The 18,648-nt window shown below is 73.1% G+C and carries 15 protein-coding genes; 3 read left to right on the plus strand and 12 right to left on the minus strand.

Going from position 1 to position 18,648, the window contains the following annotated elements; all coding sequences use genetic code 11:
• Nucleotides 1-116: 116 nt before the first annotated feature.
• The 12 genes from ABZ693_RS22255 to ABZ693_RS22310 form a co-directional block, all read right to left on the minus strand.
• Nucleotides 117-2,882, minus strand: coding sequence for an AAA family ATPase (locus tag ABZ693_RS22255; RefSeq protein ID WP_359879926.1), 2,766 nt, complete (start codon nt 2,880-2,882; stop codon nt 117-119).
• Nucleotides 2,883-3,277: 395 nt separating this feature from the next.
• Nucleotides 3,278-3,493 (minus strand): MbtH family protein, encoded by a 216-nt coding sequence (locus ABZ693_RS22260; RefSeq protein WP_359879928.1) that lies wholly within the window; start codon nt 3,491-3,493, stop codon nt 3,278-3,280.
• Nucleotides 3,494-3,644: 151 nt separating this feature from the next.
• Complete coding sequence (gene lat / locus ABZ693_RS22265; protein WP_359879931.1) at nt 3,645-4,937, minus strand: L-lysine 6-transaminase; 1,293 nt, start codon at nt 4,935-4,937, stop codon at nt 3,645-3,647.
• Between the two features lies 1 nt (nt 4,938).
• The gene (locus tag ABZ693_RS22270; protein ID WP_359879933.1) at nt 4,939-5,583 is read right to left on the minus strand and encodes an HAD family hydrolase; all 645 of its coding nucleotides are present in this window, start codon (nt 5,581-5,583) and stop codon (nt 4,939-4,941) included.
• Nucleotides 5,583-6,473, minus strand: a complete 891-nt coding sequence (rfbD, locus tag ABZ693_RS22275) for a dTDP-4-dehydrorhamnose reductase (RefSeq protein ID WP_359879936.1) — start codon at nt 6,471-6,473, stop codon at nt 5,583-5,585. The genes ABZ693_RS22270 and rfbD overlap by 1 nt, the downstream gene beginning before the upstream one ends.
• Nucleotides 6,473-7,147, minus strand: coding sequence for an RraA family protein (locus ABZ693_RS22280; protein WP_359879939.1), 675 nt, complete (start codon nt 7,145-7,147; stop codon nt 6,473-6,475). The genes rfbD and ABZ693_RS22280 overlap by 1 nt, the downstream gene beginning before the upstream one ends.
• A gap of 74 nt (nt 7,148-7,221) precedes the next feature.
• Nucleotides 7,222-9,156 carry a thiamine pyrophosphate-binding protein gene (locus ABZ693_RS22285; RefSeq protein WP_359879942.1) on the minus strand — a complete coding sequence of 645 codons (1,935 nt, stop codon included), beginning with the start codon at nt 9,154-9,156 and terminating at the stop codon, nt 7,222-7,224.
• Between the two features lie 26 nt (nt 9,157-9,182).
• Complete coding sequence (locus ABZ693_RS22290) at nt 9,183-9,992, minus strand: SDR family oxidoreductase (RefSeq protein ID WP_359879944.1); 810 nt, start codon at nt 9,990-9,992, stop codon at nt 9,183-9,185.
• Nucleotides 9,976-11,043 (minus strand): N-acetylneuraminate synthase family protein, encoded by a 1,068-nt coding sequence (locus tag ABZ693_RS22295; RefSeq protein WP_359879948.1) that lies wholly within the window; start codon nt 11,041-11,043, stop codon nt 9,976-9,978. Before ABZ693_RS22295 ends, ABZ693_RS22290 begins: the two co-directional genes overlap by 17 nt.
• Before the next feature lie 5 nt (nt 11,044-11,048).
• Entirely contained in the window at nt 11,049-12,377 is a 1,329-nt protein-coding gene (locus ABZ693_RS22300; protein ID WP_359879950.1) for an aminotransferase-like domain-containing protein, read from the minus strand.
• A complete protein-coding gene (locus ABZ693_RS22305; RefSeq protein ID WP_359879953.1) occupies nt 12,374-13,483 on the minus strand; it encodes an alpha-hydroxy acid oxidase in 1,110 nt (369 codons plus the stop codon). The genes ABZ693_RS22300 and ABZ693_RS22305 overlap by 4 nt, the downstream gene beginning before the upstream one ends.
• Complete coding sequence (locus ABZ693_RS22310; RefSeq protein WP_359879955.1) at nt 13,480-14,517, minus strand: VOC family protein; 1,038 nt, start codon at nt 14,515-14,517, stop codon at nt 13,480-13,482. Before ABZ693_RS22310 ends, ABZ693_RS22305 begins: the two co-directional genes overlap by 4 nt.
• 260 nt (nt 14,518-14,777) lie before the next feature.
• Here ABZ693_RS22310 and ABZ693_RS22315 point away from each other — a divergent pair, with 260 nt between their 5' ends.
• The 3 genes from ABZ693_RS22315 to ABZ693_RS22325 are packed head-to-tail and all read left to right on the plus strand — an operon-like array spanning nt 14,778 to nt 18,631.
• Nucleotides 14,778-16,238 (plus strand): amino acid adenylation domain-containing protein, encoded by a 1,461-nt coding sequence (locus ABZ693_RS22315; RefSeq protein WP_359879958.1) that lies wholly within the window; start codon nt 14,778-14,780, stop codon nt 16,236-16,238.
• Nucleotides 16,235-17,359 carry a methyltransferase gene (locus tag ABZ693_RS22320; protein ID WP_359879960.1) on the plus strand — a complete coding sequence of 375 codons (1,125 nt, stop codon included), beginning with the start codon at nt 16,235-16,237 and terminating at the stop codon, nt 17,357-17,359. Before ABZ693_RS22315 ends, ABZ693_RS22320 begins: the two co-directional genes overlap by 4 nt.
• Nucleotides 17,360-17,365: 6 nt before the next feature.
• A complete protein-coding gene (locus tag ABZ693_RS22325) occupies nt 17,366-18,631 on the plus strand; it encodes a cytochrome P450 (protein ID WP_359879963.1) in 1,266 nt (421 codons plus the stop codon).
• The last annotated feature ends 17 nt before the right edge of the window (nt 18,632-18,648 follow it).

Below are 18,648 nucleotides of genomic sequence, written 5' to 3' on the forward strand. Positions count from 1 at the left end.
TTCGGGTCTGTCCAGTGAGCATGTGTGCACGGTAGTCGGGTATGCGACGGCGGAAAACGGTGCGGTTCACATGAAGGACGGCAGCCGGGGCCTCGCGCGCGGTCCGGGCGGCGCGCTCAGCGCCGCCGTGCGTCGGTGAGGTCCACCGTCGCCGATCCGCCGAGCAGGGACGGCAGTTCGGCGCGGCGGCTGATCCGCAGCTTGCGGTACGTGCGGGTCAGGTGCTGCTCGACCGTGCTGACCGTGACGTGCAGGTCCTCGGCGATCTCCCGGTTCGAGCAGCCGACCGCGGCCATCGCGGCGACCCGGCGCTCCGCCTCGGTGAGTCCGTCGCCGCCGTCGGCCGGGGTCGGCGCCGCGGTGGCGCTCTCCACCGCCAGGCCCCGGACCAGTGCCTCGGCCTGGCAGTCGGCGGCCACGCTGACCGCGCGCCGCTCGGCCGCCGCGGCCCGCCGGAACTCGCCCAGGGTCCGGTACGCCCGGGCCAGATCGGCGAAGGCCAGGGCGAGTTCGTACCGGTCGCCGTCGTCGGACTGCAGCAGTTCGGCCGCCTGCCGCAGCAGCGCCGGCCGGCGCGCCGGGGCGCCCGCGCCGGCCAGGACGCGGATCGCGGTGCCCCGGACCCGGTTCGGCATCACGGTGAACTTGGCCGACTGTTCCTCGAGCATCCGCTTCGCTTCGTCCGGCCGGCCCAGTCCCAGGTACACCTCGGCGACGTCGGTGCGCCACGGGATCAGGCCGGGGGTGTCGATCCCCCACTGGCACAACTTGGCCCCGCAGCGGCGCAAATCCTCAAGCGCCATCTCCAAGTGCCCGGTGGCGAGCCCGAATCGAGCCCGCGCGTAGTGGTAGTGCATGCCGTAGCGGGTGTCGAACATCGCCTCCGGGACCCGGTGGTCGAGATAGGTCTGGGCCTCGTCGTAGCGACCCATAGCGGTGGTGGCGAGGATCAGGGTGCTCAGCGGCGCGCCGACGGTCACGCCCCAGCTGATCGCCGGAAGGACGGCGAGCGCCTCCCCCGCGTACCGCCGCGCGTCGCTCAAATCGCCTCTGCGCAGGGAGATTTCGGCGCGTACGGCGCTGAGCCTCGCCTGCCGGCTCGGGGTGTGCCGGGCCCGCACCTGATCGAGGAACAGGTCGCACCAGGCCGTCGCGCGCTCGGCCCGTCCGCTGAACGCCAGGGCGAGCAGGGCGCTTTCGACGGTCTCGGTGGACAACTCGTCGGGCCGGGTGCCGTGGAGCACCCGCTGCGCCATGCTGACGGCCTCCGGATGGGGGCCTTCGCCGAGGACGGCGGCCAGCGCGGACACGGCCCGCAGTCGGCGGTCGGCGCTCACCGAGTGGGTGGGCGGCCGTCCCGTGCCGCTCCGCGGGCCGAGGGCGGCCAGGAAGGACGGGTAGCTGTGCCGCAGCCGGCGCCGGGTGATCTGCAGCTCGGTGGCCGTCTCCGGGTCGGTCGCCTGTCCGGCGACGGCGAGATGGCCGAGGACTTCCTGGGCCTGGTCGAAGCGGCCGTGCCAGAGCAGCGCCCGGGCCAGCGTCAGCGCGTCGGCGCCGCGCAGGCCGCCCTCGCGCATCGCCTCGACGAGTTCGCCGAGCCGGCCGCTGGACACGCCGGGGTTGATGCACCACTCGGCCCGGACGAGGGAGGCGGTGATCCGGGCCCGGCGGCGCGGTTCCGCGCAGACCAGCCGGGCCAGCCGGAGGCAGTCCACGGCCCGGCCGGCGGCACCGTCGCGGACGGCGTGCGCCGCGGCGTCCTCCAGGGTCGGCAGCGCCCACGGCTCCTGGAGCACGCTGCCGTCGGCGGGAGCGCCCGCGCGCAGCAGGTGGTCGGCGATCACCGTGGTGCCGGCGCCGCGCTCGTGGGCGAGGACGGCCGCGCGGGCGTGCAGCCGGGCGAGTTCGCCGGCCTCGATCGCGCCGACCACCGCGTCGCGGGCCGCCGGGTGCCGGAAGCCGTCCATCGTGAGCAGTCCGCCGGCGATCAGCGCGTGCACCGCCTCGGTGGTACGGGCCGGGCTCAGGTCCACCAGGCCGTCCAGGTGGTCGAGTTCGCCGAGGACCACGTAGCCGGCCAGCACGTGAACCATGTCCGGGCAGCCGCGGCGCAGGCTGGACAGGACGGCTTCGCGGTAGCGCGGGCCCGCCTCGCCGCCGCCCAGGTAGTCGCGGACCAGTGCCTCGACGAGGAGCGGGTTGCCTCCGCTGTGGGCGTGCCAGTCGGCGTACCGGGCGTCGGCGACCGATCCGCCCAGGTGCAGGGCGGTCAGCTTCCGTACGCCCGCCGGGGAGAGCGGTGTCACCTCGACGCGGTGGCAGGTGGGCTGTCGCAGCAGGTCGGCGCCGAAGCGGAACGCGGTGTCGCAGCCGTGCCCGTTGTGGGTGAACACGGCGAGCACCCGAGCGCTGTTCAGCCGCCGTGCCAGGTACGCCAGGCAGGTCAGCGAGGCCTGGTCGGCCTGCTCCACGTCGTCGACGGCGAGGTACAGCGGATGCCTTTCGGCCAGATCCAGCAGCACGGTGCTGAGGCCGTGGACGACCGTGTCGTCCACCCGCTCCTCGCCGCCGGGGCGCCGGGCGCCGTGGACGCCTTCCTCGATCAGCGCGACTGCCCGCGCCCGGTTCTCGGGGTCCAGCGGCGCGTCGTCCACGAGCTGCCGCATCACTCCGAGCGTCAGGTGCCGTTCGTCCCGGGATCCCAGCGCCGACAGGGGAAGCAGCCCCAGGCCCGGGGCGCGATCGGCGAAGTGGTGCACCAGCACACTCTTGCCCGCCGCCACCGGCCCGGAGACGAGGACGGCACGTCCGTGTCCGTCCCGCGCCTGTTCGGCCAGCGTGGTCAATCGCGCCAACGGTGCTTCGCGCTCCACCAGTTCCACCGCGAACTCCTCCCATAGGTCGGTGAGAAAGAGGGATGGTCATTTCTCGGCCAGGCAGTAGGTCGCATACGGGCGGGTGCTGTGTCATCCGTGCATGCGGCAGCTCATGTTTTCCGCCTGGCTCATCGACCGGCTATCGGCGCGCTATCGGCCGTCATGGGCGCGGGTGTCCGCAATGATGCGGAAACGGAAGAGTCCCGATAAGGAACCGGGGCCGGCGGCCCGGGGGTGTCCACGGTGTCGGGTGCGTTCCTCGCGCGTGCGGAGCCACGGAGCGGGGGGCCTGACCAGGCCGTGCCCGGTCACCGGCCCGTAGGCACGGGAGGGCGTTCCGCCGTGCGTCAGGGATCACCCGGCCCGGCCGGGTGATCCCTGGTGTCGTCGGAGCGGGCGGCTCAGCCGTCCTGACGCATCGCGTCGACCAGGCTCTTGGGGCGCATGTCGACCCAGTGTTCGTTCACGTAGTCCAGGCACTCCTGCCGGGTCGTGCTCGGCAGGGCGACGGTCCAGCCGGCCGGGACCTCCGCGAAATCCGGCCACAGCGAATACTGCTCCTCCGCGTTGACGAGAACACGGTAGGAGGCATTGTCGTCCTCGAATGGATTGCTCATGACCCCTCGCACCCCTTGATTGCCGCCGTTATACAGAGCTGCCCGAATTCTGGCCGGGCCGCTTTCTCCGGACAACCCCTATGAACCCGTAGGCGATACCGGCCGTGCCCTATCGGTGCGTCATGGGCCGTCGCGATGCGCTCGAACGCGCTCACGGTGTTTCCCGTACGCCCATCGAGGTGAGCACCGCGTCCAGGGCGGCCACCCCCTTGTCCAGCTCGTCGAGCCCGATGGTCAGCGCCGGGCGGAACCGTACGGCGTTCCCTCCGCCGGGCAGCAGCAGCACCCGGTGGGAACGGCGCAGGCGGTCCAGGACCTCGTCACGCCGGGCCGGATCCGGCAGGTCGAACGCCCACATCAGACCCAGGCCCCGTACGTCGCGGACCAGCGCCGGGTGGGCGGCGGCCAGGTCGGCGAGCAGCCGGCCCAGGTGCCGGCCCTTGATCTCGGCCGCGGCCACCAGGCCGTCCCGTTCGATGATCTCCAGGATCCGGGTGGCCCGCACCATGTCGGCCGTGTTGCCGCCCCAGGTGGAGCCGAGCCTGTCCGGCACGGCCAGCGCGCCCTCGGGCACCTGGTCCACCCGGCCGCCCGCCATCAGGCCGCACACCTGGGTCTTCTTGCCGAAGGCCACCACGTCGGGTTCGAGCCCGAGCCGCTGGTAGGTCCACGGCGCGCCGGACATGCCGCACCCGGTCTGCACCTCGTCGAGCACGAACAGCACGTCGTACGCGTGGCACAGCTCCTGCATGCGCAGCAGGAACTCCCGCCCGAGGTGCCGGTCGCCGCCGGCGCCCTGCACCGGTTCGGCGACGAAGCAGGCGATCCGGTCGCCGCGCTCGGCCAGGTGCCGGCGCGCGACCTCGACCGCCTCCTGTACGCCGCCAGGGCCGGGCGCCGGGACGCGCGGCCACGCCCACCGGGGGTAGCGCGCGGTCACCGCCGGCGCGGTGTTCGTCAGGCTCAGGGTGTAGCCGCTGCGCCCGTGGAAGGCCCGTTCCATGTGCAGGACTTCGAGGGGCTCGGCCGGGTCGAGTCCCAGGCGCTGCGCCCGCCAGTCGAAGGCCACCTTCAGCGCGTTCTCCACCGCCAGGGCGCCGCCGTCGATGAAGAAGAGGTGCGGCAGCCCCGGGTCGCCGAGCACCCGGCGGAACGCCGCCGCGAACCGCGCGTACTGCGCGGTGTAGATGTCGGAGTTGGTCACCTTGTGCAGCGCGGCCTGGGCGAGTTCGGCGAGGAACGTCCGGTCGCCGGCCATGTCGGGGTGGTTCATGCCCAGGGGCAGCGAACCGTAGAACGTGATCAGGTCCAGGTACGTCTCGCCGCCGCGCGCGTCGACCAGGGTGCTGCCGCGGCTGCGTTCCAGGTCCAGTACGAGGTCCAGGCCGTCCATCAGGACGTGCCGGGACAGTTCCTCCAGGGCGTTGTCCGCCGTGATCTCCACGTCACACCTCGTTCCGCTGATAGCGCCGCAGGTCCAGCCCGTCCAGGCTGGGCAGCACCGCGTCGGCGCCGGCCAGGCCGGGGGCCAGGGCCGGCTCCCAGGGCACCGCCACGCAGCGTAGACCGGCGGCCCGCGCCGCCTCGACCCCGCGCGGCGAGTCCTCGACGGCCAGCGCGTCGCCGGCGCCGACCCCGGCGCGTTCCAGGGCGAGCAGGTACAAGTCCGGGGCCGGTTTGTGCCGTTCGGTGTCGTCGCCGGTCACCAGGAAGTCGAAGTACCGGCGCAGCCCGAGCCGCCGCAGGTGCTCCTCGACCCAGCCGGCCGCGCCGCTGGACACGATCGCGGCGCCCTCGGCCGTACGCAGCAGCCGTTCCACGCCCGGCCGGACCGGTGCCACACCGCACCGGACGGTCCGCCGCTGCCGCTGCCAGAGCCACTCGTCGTCGCCGACCGGCCGGCCGAGCCGGTCGGCGAGATCGGCCAGCGCGACGCGCGCTCCGGCCGAGTTGCCGAGCATCCGGGCCCGTACGTCCGGACTCAGGGGCACCCCGAGCCGGTCGTAGAGGTCCTGCCAGGCAAGCAGCGCGGCCCGTTCGGTGTCGCAGACCACGCCGTCGAAGTCCAGCAGCAGGAACGGCGGGGACATCAGGGGGCCACCGGTCCTCGGTCGAAGGTGCCGAGCCGGGCGCAGTATCGGCCGAGGGCGTCGGTCCAGTGGGGCATCGCGTGCACGAAGGCGGCGGCGCGGGTGCTGTCCAGGCGTGAGTCCCGCGGCCGGCCGCCGACGAATCCCGCGTCGTCCATGGACATCGGCACCGGAAGGGCGGTGCCGAGCCGTTCGGCGAGCGCGAGACCCACCTGGTACCAGCTCGCCCGGCCCCGGTTGGCGATGTGCAGCAGGCCGCGCACGGCGAGGGCGCCGGGCAGCAGCCGTACCAGCGCGGAGGCCAGGTCGGGGATGTACGTCGGGCTGCTGAACTGGTCGTCGATCAGCCGCGGCCGGCCGCCGTCGAGGAACTCCCGGGCGGCGGCCACGACTTGGTCGAGGTTGGGGTCGGTCCCGCCGTACAGCCAGGACGTGCGGACCACGAGGTGGTCGGGCACGGCCTCGACGATCCGCTCGCCGGCCAGTTTGGTCAGTCCGTAGACGCTGACGGGGGCGGGGATGTCGTCCTCGTTGTAGCCGGCCGGCCCGGGCGCCCGGCCGTCGAACACGTAGTCGCTGGAGATGTAGACCAGCCGGCTGCCGTGCCGGCGGCAGGCCTCCGCGACGTGGTGGGTGCCGCCCACGTTGACGCGCAGGGCCGACTCCGGGTCCCGTTCGCAGGAGTCGACCACCGCGTTGGCGGCGGTGTGCACCACCACGTCGGGCTTGAAGTCGGCGATCGAGTCCCGGACGGCGGCCTCGTCGCCGATGTCGAAGTCGGCGAGGGAGACCCCGAGGAGGGGCCAGTCGGCGGTCTCCGGCCGGATGGCGAGCTCGCGGCGCAGCGCGGTGCCCAGCATCCCGTCCGCGCCGGTGAGGTAGACCCGCATCACAGGTGCCCGAACTCGGCGATCAGCTCGGGGACCGACAGGCCGGAGGCGATCTTGTCGCGGATCACCCGTTCCCGGCTGATGTTCATCCGGGTCCGCTCCAGCACGGCCTCGCCCTCGTCGCGCGGGACGACGGCGATGCCGTTCTCGTCGGCGACCACGATGTCACCCGGGTGGACGACCTGTCCGTCGATCACCACTGGGACGTTCACCTGCACCGGCTCGGTGCGGTCGTGCACGGCGGTCGGCGAGGGGCGCGGGACGGTGCTGCGGTACCAGACCGGGAAGTCCAGGTCACGGATCTCGTCGACGTCGCGGATGGCGCCGTCGACGATGCCGGCGGCCAGCCCGATCTGCCGCGACAGGGTGGACATGAGGCCGCCCCACATGGCGGTACGGGTGGTGCCGTGGCAGGCCACCACGACCACGTCGCCCGCCTGGGCCCGGGCCAGCACCGGCATGCAGTCGACCAGGTCGTCGATCGAGAGGTTCACGGTGAGCGCCGGCCCGGCGATCTTGTGGTGGTGCTTCACCGGCAGCAGCCCGCCGATCGCGCCGACCCGCCGCCGGGCGTCGGTGACCAGGCAGCTCGGGCTGTACTCGGCGAGCACCGCGCGGAAGCCCTCGACGATCTCCTCGGGCGGGCGGTGCAGCTCGTTGCGGACGGTTTCCACGATGGGTCTCCCATGGGTTCGGGGGTGGTGGTACGGGGGGTACGCCGGGACCGGGTGCGGGCACCGGGTGCGGCCTACCGGGCGGCCGGCTCCTCGTTCCGGGCGCCCTTGAGGACGTCCGTGCCGATCAGGTCCGCGAGGTGCGCCGCGTCCAGGCCGTGCGCGGCCAGCACTTCCGCGTCCGTGCCGCAGCGCGGGACGTCGGTGAGGCCGACGCCGCGGAAGGCGATCCCGTCCCCGGCGCCCGTCTCCAGCAGCTGTCGGGCGATCAGGTCGGCCTGGCCGCCGCGCTCGTACTGGTGCTCGACGACGAACACGTGCCGGACATCGGCCAGCAGCTCGCCCAGCCACGCCGGGTCGATCCGGTTGTGCCAGGGCAGGTCCACCACGGTCAGCGCGACGCCCCGGGCGGCGAGCAGGCCGGCGGCGCCGAGGAGCTGGCCGAGGACCACCGGTCCGGCGCCGAACGCGACCGCGTCGCCGCCGGTGCGCAGCACCCGTCCCTGGCCGGCCACCAGCGGCGCGGGCGGCAGGTCGGCCAGTTCGGCGGGCACCACCTGGCTGGACAGGCGCAGGTAGACGCTGTCCGGGGTGGAGCGGCAGTAGCGCACGGCGGCGTCCAGCTGGGCCGGGTGGGACGGTTCCAGGATGGTCAGTCCGGGCACGGCGCACAGCGCCGACACGTCGCGGACGGCCTGGTGGGAGTGTCCGGGCCCGGCGGGCAGCAGCCCGGCGAGCGAGCCGACGTAGACCACCGGCCGCCGTTCGGTGGCGTTGGTGTAGATGTGCTCGTTGGGGCGGGCGTGCAGGAAGCAGGAGAACGAGTGCACGAACGGCCGCAGTCCGCCGGCCGCCAGTCCGCCCGCCATCGAGACCATGTCCTGCTCGGCGATGCCGCATTCCACGAACCGGTCCGGGTGGGCGTCGCGGAACGGGATGAGGCCGGTGTCGAGCACCAGGTCGCCGTCGAGCGCGACGATCCGCGGATCCTCGCGCGCCGCGTCGGTGAGCAGCCGCCCGTACAGCTCGGGCAGCCGTACCCCGGCCGGTTTAGCCGGCAGGTCGAGCTCCCGGACCACCGGCCGCAGCGGCGGCAGGCCGTGCCGGCGGAGGATCTCGTCGGCGGTGCCGGTCAGTTCCCGGTACGCGGAGTCGTGGTCCTCGGGGCTCGGCGCGCCGCTGTGGTGGCGGTAGCGCCACTCGCCGGGCGCCATGGAGGTGGCGGCGAAGGTGGGGCAGCCGCCCCCCTTCACCGTGTCCGCGATGATCACCACGGGCTGTTCCGGGTGGTCCGCGGCGCGGCGGGCGAACGCCTCCGCCAGTCGCCGGGGGTCGTGGCCGTCGCAGCGCAGGACGCCCCAGCCCGCCGCGGTGAACTTCCCCGCCAGGTCGCCGAGGTCGCTGACGTCCGTGACGAAGGTGTCGGACTGCAGGCGGTTGTGGTCGACGACCACGGTCAGCTCGCCCATCCCGTACCGGGCGGCGCTGGGCAGCGCCTCCCAGTTCTGGCCCTCCTGCAGTTCGCCGTCCCCGGTCATCACGACCACCCGGGAGGTCCGGCCGGCCAGCCGGTGGGCGAGGATCAGGCCCTTCGCCTTGGAGATGCCCATGCCCAGGGAGCCGGTGTTGAAGGGCATGCCGGGGGTGCCGACGTCGGGGTGCCCGGGCAGTCCGTCGATCCGCCGCAGCCGGTGCAGGAGGTCCTCGTCGAGCCGGCCGAGCGCGATGAGCGCGGCGTACAGTCCGGGCGCGTCGTGCCCCTTCGACGAGAAGTACACGTCGCCGTCGGCCTCGAACGGCCGGTCCAGCTCCTCCAACAGCAGCCAGCCGACCACGTCGGCCGCGCTGAAGCTGGAGCCGATGTGTCCCGAACCTGCGCGGCTGATCATGTAGAGGGTGTTGATCCGGGACAGGGCGGCGAAGGCGAGGGCTCTGTCGTACGGATCGCCGACGCCGCCCAGGACGCGGTCGAACTCGGTGCGTGGGATCCAGGCCAGGGACCTGTCCATGGCTTCTCCTCGGGGAGGGGTCGGGGTCACCAGCAGCCGAATCCGCCGTCGACGGCGAGTTCGGTCCCGGTGACGTAGCGGCTCAGGTCGGACGCGAGGAACAGCAGCGGCCCGGTCAGGTCGTCGGCGACGGCCATCCGCCGCAGCGGCACCCGGGCGTCGAACTTCCCCCGGAACACGGGGTCCTGCGCGCCGAGCACGCCGCCCGGCGACAGGGTGTTCACCCGTACCCCGGACGGACCCCACAGCGCCGCGAGGTACCGGGTGAGCGAGGCGACGCCGGCCTTGGACATGCCGTACGCGGGCGGCTTCAGGAACGGCGGATCCACCGGCAGGTGGGCGTACATCCGCGGGTCGGGGGCGAGGCCGCCGTACATCGAGCCGATGTTGACGATGGATCCGCCGCCCGCCCGGACCATCTCGGTGCCGAACACCTGGCACATCCGCAGCGTCCCCTGGGCGTTGACCGCGAGGACGCCGGCGGACACCTCGTCCGGGATGTCCTCGAAGCGCCAGCTGCCGCCCTGGGCCGACGGCGGGCTGTCGACGCCCGCGTTGTTGACGAGGACGGTCGGCGTCCCGGCCCGTTCCCGGCAGGCGTCGAGGGCGCCGCGCAGGCTGTCGGTGTCGGTGACGTCCGCGATCAGGTGGGTGAACCGCTTCGGGTCGTGCGCGTCCAGTACCGCCCGCAGCTCCGGCCCGACGGTGTCCCGTACGTCCAGACCGACCACGTCGGCTCCGGCGCCCAGGAGGGCGTCGGTCCACACCGGACCGAGCCGTCCGCACACGCCGGTCACGACGGCGACCGATCCGGTCAGGTCAATCGCGGCCGGCATAGCGGTCCGCCAGGGCGTCGAGGGTGATGTCGGCGTCGGCCGTCAGCGGCCGGGCGAGGTGGCGGCCGACCACGTCGGCGAGCCGGTCGGGGGTCAGCCCGTCGCCCGGCGACTTGATCGCCACGTCCTCCAGGGTGAGCCGGTGCCCGGCCGGCAGGTCCCGGTGGGCGACCAGCTTCTTGCCCATCTTGTGCATGGCGGGCCGCTCGCCCGGCAGGACCTGCTTGTCCGGGCCGCCCAGCGAGCGCCGCACACGGCTCAGCCCGTCGACGAGTTCGGCGATGCCGGCCTGTTCCAGGGAGAACTTGTGGTCGCTGCCGGGCCGGGCGCAGTCGAGGGTGACGTGCTTCTCCACCACCCGGGCGCCGAGCGCGTACGCCGTCCAGGCGGCCCACGGGCCGAGGTCGTGCCCGGAGAAGCCGACCACCGTGTCCGGGAACTCGGCCCGGTAGGTGCCGAGGACGGCCAGATTCAGCGTCTCCGGCTCGGCCGGGTACATCGCCGTGCACTGCAGCAGCGCGAGATCGGGGTTGAGCGGCAGGACGGTGCCGCAGGCCCGGCGCACCGCCTCCATGTCGGCGCCGCCGGTGCTCACGATCAGCGGGATGCCCGCCTTCGCCGCGTAGGCGAGCAGCGGGGTGTTCCGGATGTCCCCGGACGCGATCTTGATCGCCGGAACGCCGAGCTCCGCCAGGAAGTCCACGCTGGCGAAGTCGAAGGCGGTCGCGAAGAAGTCGACCCCCAACTCGGCCGACAGCTGCTGGAGATGGGTGTATTCGCGGGTCCCGAACTCAAGGAACTCGCGGTGCGCTCCGTACGTCGGGCCGAAGCTGTTGCGCCCGGTGTACGGGGCGTCGAACATCTCCTTGGTGTAGAGCGAGCGGTTGTCCCGCTTCTGCAGTTTGACCGCACTGGCGCCGGCCGCGGCCGCCTGGCGGACCAGTTCCTCCGCCTTGTCCAGGTCGCCCTCGTGGTTGTGGCCGATCTCCGCGATCACGTAGGCGTCGGTGTCGTCCGAGATGGTCCGCTCGTTTACCGTCAGCGCTCTCATGGTTCTCAGGTCCTCTCCAGAAGATCGGTCACCAGCGAAGCGAACCGGTCCAGTCCGAGGTCGATCTCCTCCGGCGTGAGCGAGCTGCAGGACAGCCGCAGCTGTCGCAGTCCGCCTCCCGCCGTGTAGAAGTGGTGCATCGGCGTCCAGATGACCTTGTGCCGCTTGGCCGAGTAGGCGAGCAGGTCGTCGTCGGCGACGAAGGGCACCGTGACGACCAGGAAGAATCCGCCGTCCGGTCGGTTCCAGGCGACCGGGGACGTTGCCGGGAAGCGGGCGGCCAGCCCGTCGAGCAGGTGCCGCAGCCGTTTCCCGTACCGGGCGGTGGCGTCCCGGTTCGCCTCGCGCAGCGCGAAGTCGCAGTCCAGCAGCTTGCCGCCGATGACCGCCTGCGCGACCGGCGGGGTGTTGACCGTGATCATGCTCTTGATCTTCGAGAGCTCGTCGGCGAGGGTGCCGACGCTCTCGCCGCCGCGGACGACGGGCTGGTCCGCCACCACGTACCCGATCCGGGCGCCGGGCAGGGCGGTCTTGGCGTACGAGCCGAGGTAGACGACGCGCCGGCCGGTGTCCAGCGACTTGAGTGTCGGTCTCGGGGGCGCGCCGTCGCCGAAGAAGCCGTACGGGTTGTCCTCGATGAGCAGGATGTCGAGCTCGGCGGCCAGGTCGAGGAGCCGGTGCCGGGTCGGTACGTCGAGGCTGAGCCCGGTCGGGTTGGCGAAGTCCGGCACCAGGTAGCAGGCCCGGGGCCGCAGTCCGGCCGCGCGGGCCTCCCGTACCTTGGCGGCCAGGTCGTCCAGGTCGATGCCGGTCGTGCCGCTGTCGACGGGCACGACCGGCAGGTCGACCAGGCGGGCCGCGCCGGTGATGCCCACGTAGGCGGGGTCGGTGGCGAGCAGGACGTCGCGGTCGTCGGCGCGCAGCGCGCGGAGGACGAGGAGCATGGCCTCCTGGCAGCCGACGGTCACCAGGATCGACTCCGGGTCGGCGTGGATGTTCTCGTCGACCGCGAGGTTCCGGGCGACGAGGTCCTGGATCACGCCTTTGGTTCTGCCGTACTGGTAGAGCCGGTTGCGGGCCGCTTCGGCGCCCCGGGGCTCGGCCTCGGTGACGTGCTCGGTCCAGATCCGCAGATAGCGGTGGACGTCCTCGATCGCGAACCCGCCGGGGTCCGGCCGGCCGGGCGCGAAGGAGACCGCGTCCGGGTAGTGGTCGGACACCTCGTTCAGCAGGTTCATGGACAGCAGCGCCGGATCGGACAGCGAGCCGTGCAGGTGGGCGAGGTCCAGCACCGCCGGGGCGTGGGCTGCTCGTGCCGGGGACGACTCGGTCATCGTTCCTCCCGTACGCGCGTCGCGGACGCCCCGCGCACACCAAGGCGCCGGGCGGCGGCGACGTGCGGCGCGCCGGCGAGGGCCATCGACGTCGCGAGTTCGGCGCGCAGCAGGTCGAGGACCGCGGTGACGCCGGTCTCGCCGTCCACCGCCAGGCCCCACAGGACCGGCCGGCCGAGCAGTACCCCGTGGGCGCCGAGGGCCAGCGCGCGCAGTACATCGGTGCCGCTTCGTACGCCGCTGTCGAGGAGGATCTCGCAGGCGTCGCCGATCGCGTCCCGGATGGCCGGCAGGGCCAGGATGCTGGGTACGGCGCCGTCGAGTTGCCGGCCGCCGTGGTTGGACACGACCAGGCCGTCCGCGCCGAGGTCCACGGCACGCCGCGCGTCCGCCGGGTCGAGCACGCCCTTGAGCACCAGGGGCAGCCGGGTCCGTCGCCGTACCCACTCCAGGTCGGACCAGGAGAGGGTGGGGTCGATCACCGAGGCCGCGTGGGCGCCGACGCTCTGTCCGCCGCCGCGCTGGGTGTCGGACAGGTTGACCGGCGCGGCGTGCGCCGGCACGGCGAACCCGTTGCGCAGGTCGCGCAGCCGCCGGCCCATGAACGGGACGTCGACGGTGAGCATCAGGGCGCGGGCGCCGAGCCGCTCGGCCTCGTCGATCAGCCACGCGGTGCGGTCCCGGTCGCGCAGCCAGTACAGCTGGAAGAACAGGGCGCCGCCGGGGACGGACAGCTCGTCCAGCGGGCAGCCGGCCAGGGTCGCCGCCGTGAAGGGGAGACCGGCCGCGGCCGCGGCGCGGGACACCGCCGGTTCGCCGTCCGGGTGCACCACCGCGTGGAACGCCATCGGCGCGACCGCGACCGGCATCGACGCGGGCACCCCGAGCAGGGTGGTCGTGGTGTCGGCGGTGTCCACTCCGGACAGGACGCGCGGGACGAGGTGACACCGGTCGAACGCGGCCCGGTTGGCGCGCAGGGTCGCCTCGCCGCCGCTGCCGCCGGCCACGAAGTCGTACACCTCGGGCGCCAGCAGGGCGCGGGCACGGTCCTCGACGTCGTCGAGGGTGAGCGGATCCGTCGCCGGGACGGCCGTCCCGGCCGTCACGCCAGGTCCTGCCGCTCGACCGCCTCGTACAGCTTGCGGATGTTGTTGCTGCCGAACGTGGTGGCGCCGCGGCGTTCGATGATCTCCATGAACAGGGTGCGGCGCGGGTGCTCGGAGCGGGTGAAGATCTGGAACAGCTCGCCGTCGTGGTCGCGGTCGGCGAGCACGCTGTACTTGCGCAGCTCCGCCACCGGGTGGCCGGACGGGCCGAGCCGCTGGTCGAGGTTCTCGTAGTAGGGGTCGGGCGTGGACAGGAATCCCACGCCGGCGGCGGCGAGATCGGCCACCGCGTCCACGATGTCCGGGACCGCGAACGCCAGGTGCTGGACGCCGGCGCCGCCGTGCTTCTTCAGGAAGTCGTCGATCTGGCCCGGGGCGGCGCCGCTCATCGGCTCGAGCAGCGTCAGCGTGACCTGACCGTTCGGGCTCTGCACGACCTTGGAGCGCATGGCCTGCGCGCCGACGTGGATGTCCTCGCCGAAGACCACCTGCCAGCCCAGGGCCCGCTCGTAGGACGCGATGACCCGGTCCAGTTCGCCGTTCTCGACGCAGACCGCGATGTGGTCGACGCAGAGCAGGTGATGCCGCGCGGGAGGGGTGGTCCGGGCGGTTCCGGTCGGTCGCTCGGCGGGCACCGGGGAGAGGCCGGGCAGCGACCAGGGCGCGCCGGCGGGCCGGGTCACGAAGGTGTGCGTCACGTCGCCGAAGGCTTCGAGTACGGAGGGGGCCGGCTCCGTCGCGGCGGGGTTCGGTTCCGTCACCCGCAGGGCGATGTCGCTCACGCCGTCGCCGTGCCGGGCGGTGTAGAGGGTGGCCGGGTGGTCGTCGGCGCGGCCCTGCAGCAGCACGAGGACGATGTCCCGCTGCCGTACCGCGACGGCCGTGAACTCCGGGGTGTCCCCGGTGGCGACGACCTCGAAGCCGTAGCGGTCGACGAACTCGGCCGCGCGGGCACGGGCGTCTCCGACGGAGAGCGTGATGTGGTCGATACCGGCGTCGACGGCAGGCTGATTTCTGGTCTGGGGTGCGGACAACACCAATTCCCCCAAGGCTCGGATAAGCGGTTTCAACGGCGGGAGCAAGAATTGTCGGATCCCGGAACCGCGACGAAAATGACGCTAGGGACGGGTGCCGAAGAATGTCAATGCGCCCCGATGCCCACCGCCCGATACTGCGGAACGCCCCGTCCCGCACCCGGGTGCCGGGCTCTCCCCGTTGGGGTTCGTAGGGGTTGCGCGCACCACCGTGACAGGTGAATATGCGTCCGATCGCAGGTGCGGACAAGGAGCGGTACGTGCTGATTCATCAGGCACTCGACGAGCGCGCGGCGGAATTCGGCGACCATATCGCGCTGATCGACGACAAGGGACCGGTCACCTATTCACAACTCGTTTCGGCGGCCGACGCGTACGCCGCCGCACTGGTCGAGGCAGGGGTCGGACCGGGCTCCCTGGTGCCGGTCCGCGTCACCCGCTCGGCCCGGATGGCGACCCTCCTGCTCGCCGTCCTGAAGACGGGCGCCGCCTACTGCCCGATCGACGTACGGTGGCCGGACGAGCGGGTACGGGAACTGCTGCGTCTGCTGCGGGCCCCGCTGTTCGTGACGGACACCCCGCTCGACGGCGCCCCGTGCTGGACCCCGCCGCCCGCGTCCGCGCTCTTACCCGGGTCCCCGACGGTGCGGGCGGACATCGGGCCGGCCGACCCGGCCTGTGTCTTCTTCACCTCGGGCAGCACCGGGGCCCCCAAGGGCGTGGTGACACCCCACCAGGCCGTACTGCGGCTCTTCGACAGCGGCCCGCTGGCGGCCTTCGGCCCCGGGCGGGTGCTGCCGCAGCTCGCCCCCGTCGGCTGGGACGCCTGCGGGCTGGAACTGTGGGGCATGCTCAGCCGGGGCGGCACCGTCGTGCTGCCGGACGAGGATCACCTGCTCCCCGACACCCTGCGCGACCTGATCGCCGGGCACGGCGTGAACACCCTCGTCCTGGTCGCGTCCGTGGTGAACCTGCTGGTGCGGCTGGACCCCGGCTGCTTCGACGGGGTCGACCTCATGTTCATCGGCGGTGAGCGGCTGTCGCCGGAGCCGGTACGCACCCTGCTGCTGCGCCACCCGGACACGACCGTCCACAACTGCTACGGCCCGGTGGAGAGTTTCGCCTTCACCACCATGCACCGCATCCGGCCCCAGGACTGCGACCGGCCCCACGGCGTCCCCATCGGGCGGCCGGTACCGGGCACCGAGGTCCATCTGATCGACGGCGAGCTGTGCGTCGCGGGCACGGGCCTGGCCGAGGGCTACCTGCGCGACCCGGAACGTACCGCCGAACGGTTCGTCACCGTCGACGTCCAGGGGGTGCCGACGCGGGTCTACCGCACCGGCGACCGCGCGGAACGCGACGCCGAGGGAGTGCTGCACTTCCTCGGCCGCGCCGACCGGCAGGTGAAGATCCGCGGCTACCGGGTGGAGCTGGCCGAGGTGGAGAGCCACGCCGCGGGCCATCCGGGGGTACGCGACTGCGTGGCGGTGGCGCTGACCGGCCGGAGCGGCGCGTACGAGCGTCTGGCGCTGGCCTTCACCGGGAACGCGGACCCGGAGCGGGTACGTACGGAACTGAGCGGCCGGCTCCCCGGCCACCTGGTGCCCGATGTGGTGCGCCGACTCGACGAACTCCCCCACAACGCCAACGGCAAGGTGGATCACCGGGCCACGGCGGAGCTGCTGCGCGTTCCGACCCCAGGAAGGGGCAGACGATGACCCTGCACAAGAGCACCGAGACCGCCGGGATGACGGGAATGAACGGATCGAACGGGATGACCGGGACCGTCGGAGCCACCGGACACGCCGACACCGCGTGCGCCGAGACCACCGACAGGATCGTGGAGGACTACCTCACGCTCGTCGACGACAGCATGGTCGCGGTGCTGCCGCACGCCCTGCGCATCGCCGTCGAACTCGGCATCGCCGACATGATGAACGCCCTGACACCGCAGTCCGTGGCCACCACGGCGGACCTGGTCGGCGCCGACCCCGACGCCCTGTCCCGGCTCCTGTCCGCCCTCGCCGCGGCCGGGTTCTTCACCGGCGACCCGGCCACCGGCTTCCGGCTGACGGCGCGCGGCGCCCGGCTGCGCCGGGACCACCCGCACAGCCTCTCCGCGTCGCTCGTCAACGCCGAGAGCCAACTGGCCTGGCTGCGCGCCGCCGACAGCTTCCGTACCGGCGCCGCGTCCTTCGGCACCGGGGACGAGGACGGCGAGGCCGCGGCCGGCGGCTTCTTCGGCGTCAAGGACAACCGGCGCGCCGAGAACCTCGCCTTCCTGCGCCGGATGCGCGAACGCACCGGCCGGCTGTACCGGCAGGCGGCCGAGACCGTCGACTGGTCGCCCTCGTCCGTCATCCTGGACATCGGCGGCGCGGACGGCTTCCTCCTCGGCGGGATCCTGTCGGCGGCCCCGCACGCGAGCGGCATCCTGTTCGACCGCCCCACGGTGATCGACGAGGTCAACCGCCGCGGCGGCGTGCCCGGTTGCCGCACCGTGCCCGGCGACTTCTTCGTCGCGGTGCCCACCGGCGCGGACACCCATCTGCTGTGCAGCGTCCTGCACGACTGGACCGACGAGCAGTCGGTGGACATCCTGCGGTCGAGCCGGCGCGCGCTGGCGCCCGGCGGCCGGCTGCTGGTGATCGAGATGCTGGTTCCGGAGGACGGCTCCCCGCACATCAGCCGCTGGAGCGACCTCGGCATGATGGTCCTCACCGGCGGCCGGGAACGCGACCGGGCCGGGTTCACCCGGATCCTGCACGCGGCCGGGTACCAGGTGAGCCGGGTCCTGGAGATCCCGGACTCGCCGTTCTCCGTCATCGAGGCGCACTGACCGGCGATGAACGACACCGACCTCAGGCCCGATCCCGTCACGGGTCTCGATCTGCTCACGCCGGACGTCTTCGCCGGATACCGGTACCTGGACCAGCTCGCCGCCGTGCGCGCCCGTCCCGGGCTGACCTGGCACCCGGAGCCGGACGGCCCCGGGTTCTGGGTCGCCGCCCGGTACGACGACGTCCTGACGGTGCTGGGCGATCCGGCCTCGTTCAGTTCCCGCGCCGGCATCCGGCTCGGCGGGTCGGACGAGGCGGCGGGACGGGTCGCCGACCGGCTGATGGTGGTCAGCGACCCGCCGCGGCACGGCCGGATCCGCCGAGTGGTGGGCGCGCCGTTCACCCCGGCGGCGCTGCGCCGCTGGCAGGACCGGATCGTCGACGGGGTCACCGACCTGGTCGACGAGGTGATCGGGGCGCGCGCCGGAGGGGCCGGGGACGACAGCCGTACAGATGCTTCGGGTGAGACGGCCGCGGCCGGGGCGCTGGTCCTCGACGCCGTCGGCGACCTGGCCCGGCGGCTGCCCAACCAGGTCATCTGCGCCATGATGAACCTCCCCCGAGCCGACTGGCCGCTGATCGGCCGGCTCACCACCGACGGCCTGGACTCCCCCGACCCGATCGACCGGCTCGACGCCAACGCCGAGATCTTCGGCTACTTCGCCGACCTGCTCGACGAGCGCCGGGCCCGCCCCGGCGACGACCTGATCAGCTCCCTGCTCGCGGTCGGCGACGGCCTCACCGACGAGGAACTGATCGTCAACTGCGGCGGGGTGCTGACCGGTGCGAGCGAGACCGTCCGGTACGCGGCGGCCGGCGCGCTCCTCGTCTTCGGCGACCGGCCCGAGCTGTGGACGGCGCTGCGCGCGTCGCCGGAGCTGCTGCCCACCACCGTCGAGGAGATCCTGCGCTGGACCACCCCCGGCCTGCACGCGCTGCGCACCGTGACCCGCCCGGTGACCGTCGCGGGCACCGGCCTGCGCCCCGGCGACCGGGTGACCGCCTGGCTCTGCTCGGCCGACCGCGACCCGGCCGTCTTCCCCGACCCGGACACCTTCCGGCCGGACCGCACCCCCAACCGGCACCTCGCGTTCGGCTGGGGCCCGCATGTCTGCGTCGGATCCCGGGTCGCCCGGCTCGAACTGACCGCCCTGCTGACCGCACTGACCCGCCGGGTGCGCGCGATCACCCCGGCCGGACCGCCGGAGTGGGGCACCGGCAACTTCATCCACGGACTGACCCGCCTGCCGGTACGACTGAGCCCGGCATAAGCCCGCCAAGGAGCTGA

Origin of the sequence: Streptomyces laurentii, from assembly GCF_040635425.1 — a bacterium.
In the GTDB taxonomy this organism is placed as follows: domain Bacteria; phylum Actinomycetota; class Actinomycetes; order Streptomycetales; family Streptomycetaceae; genus Streptomyces; species Streptomyces laurentii.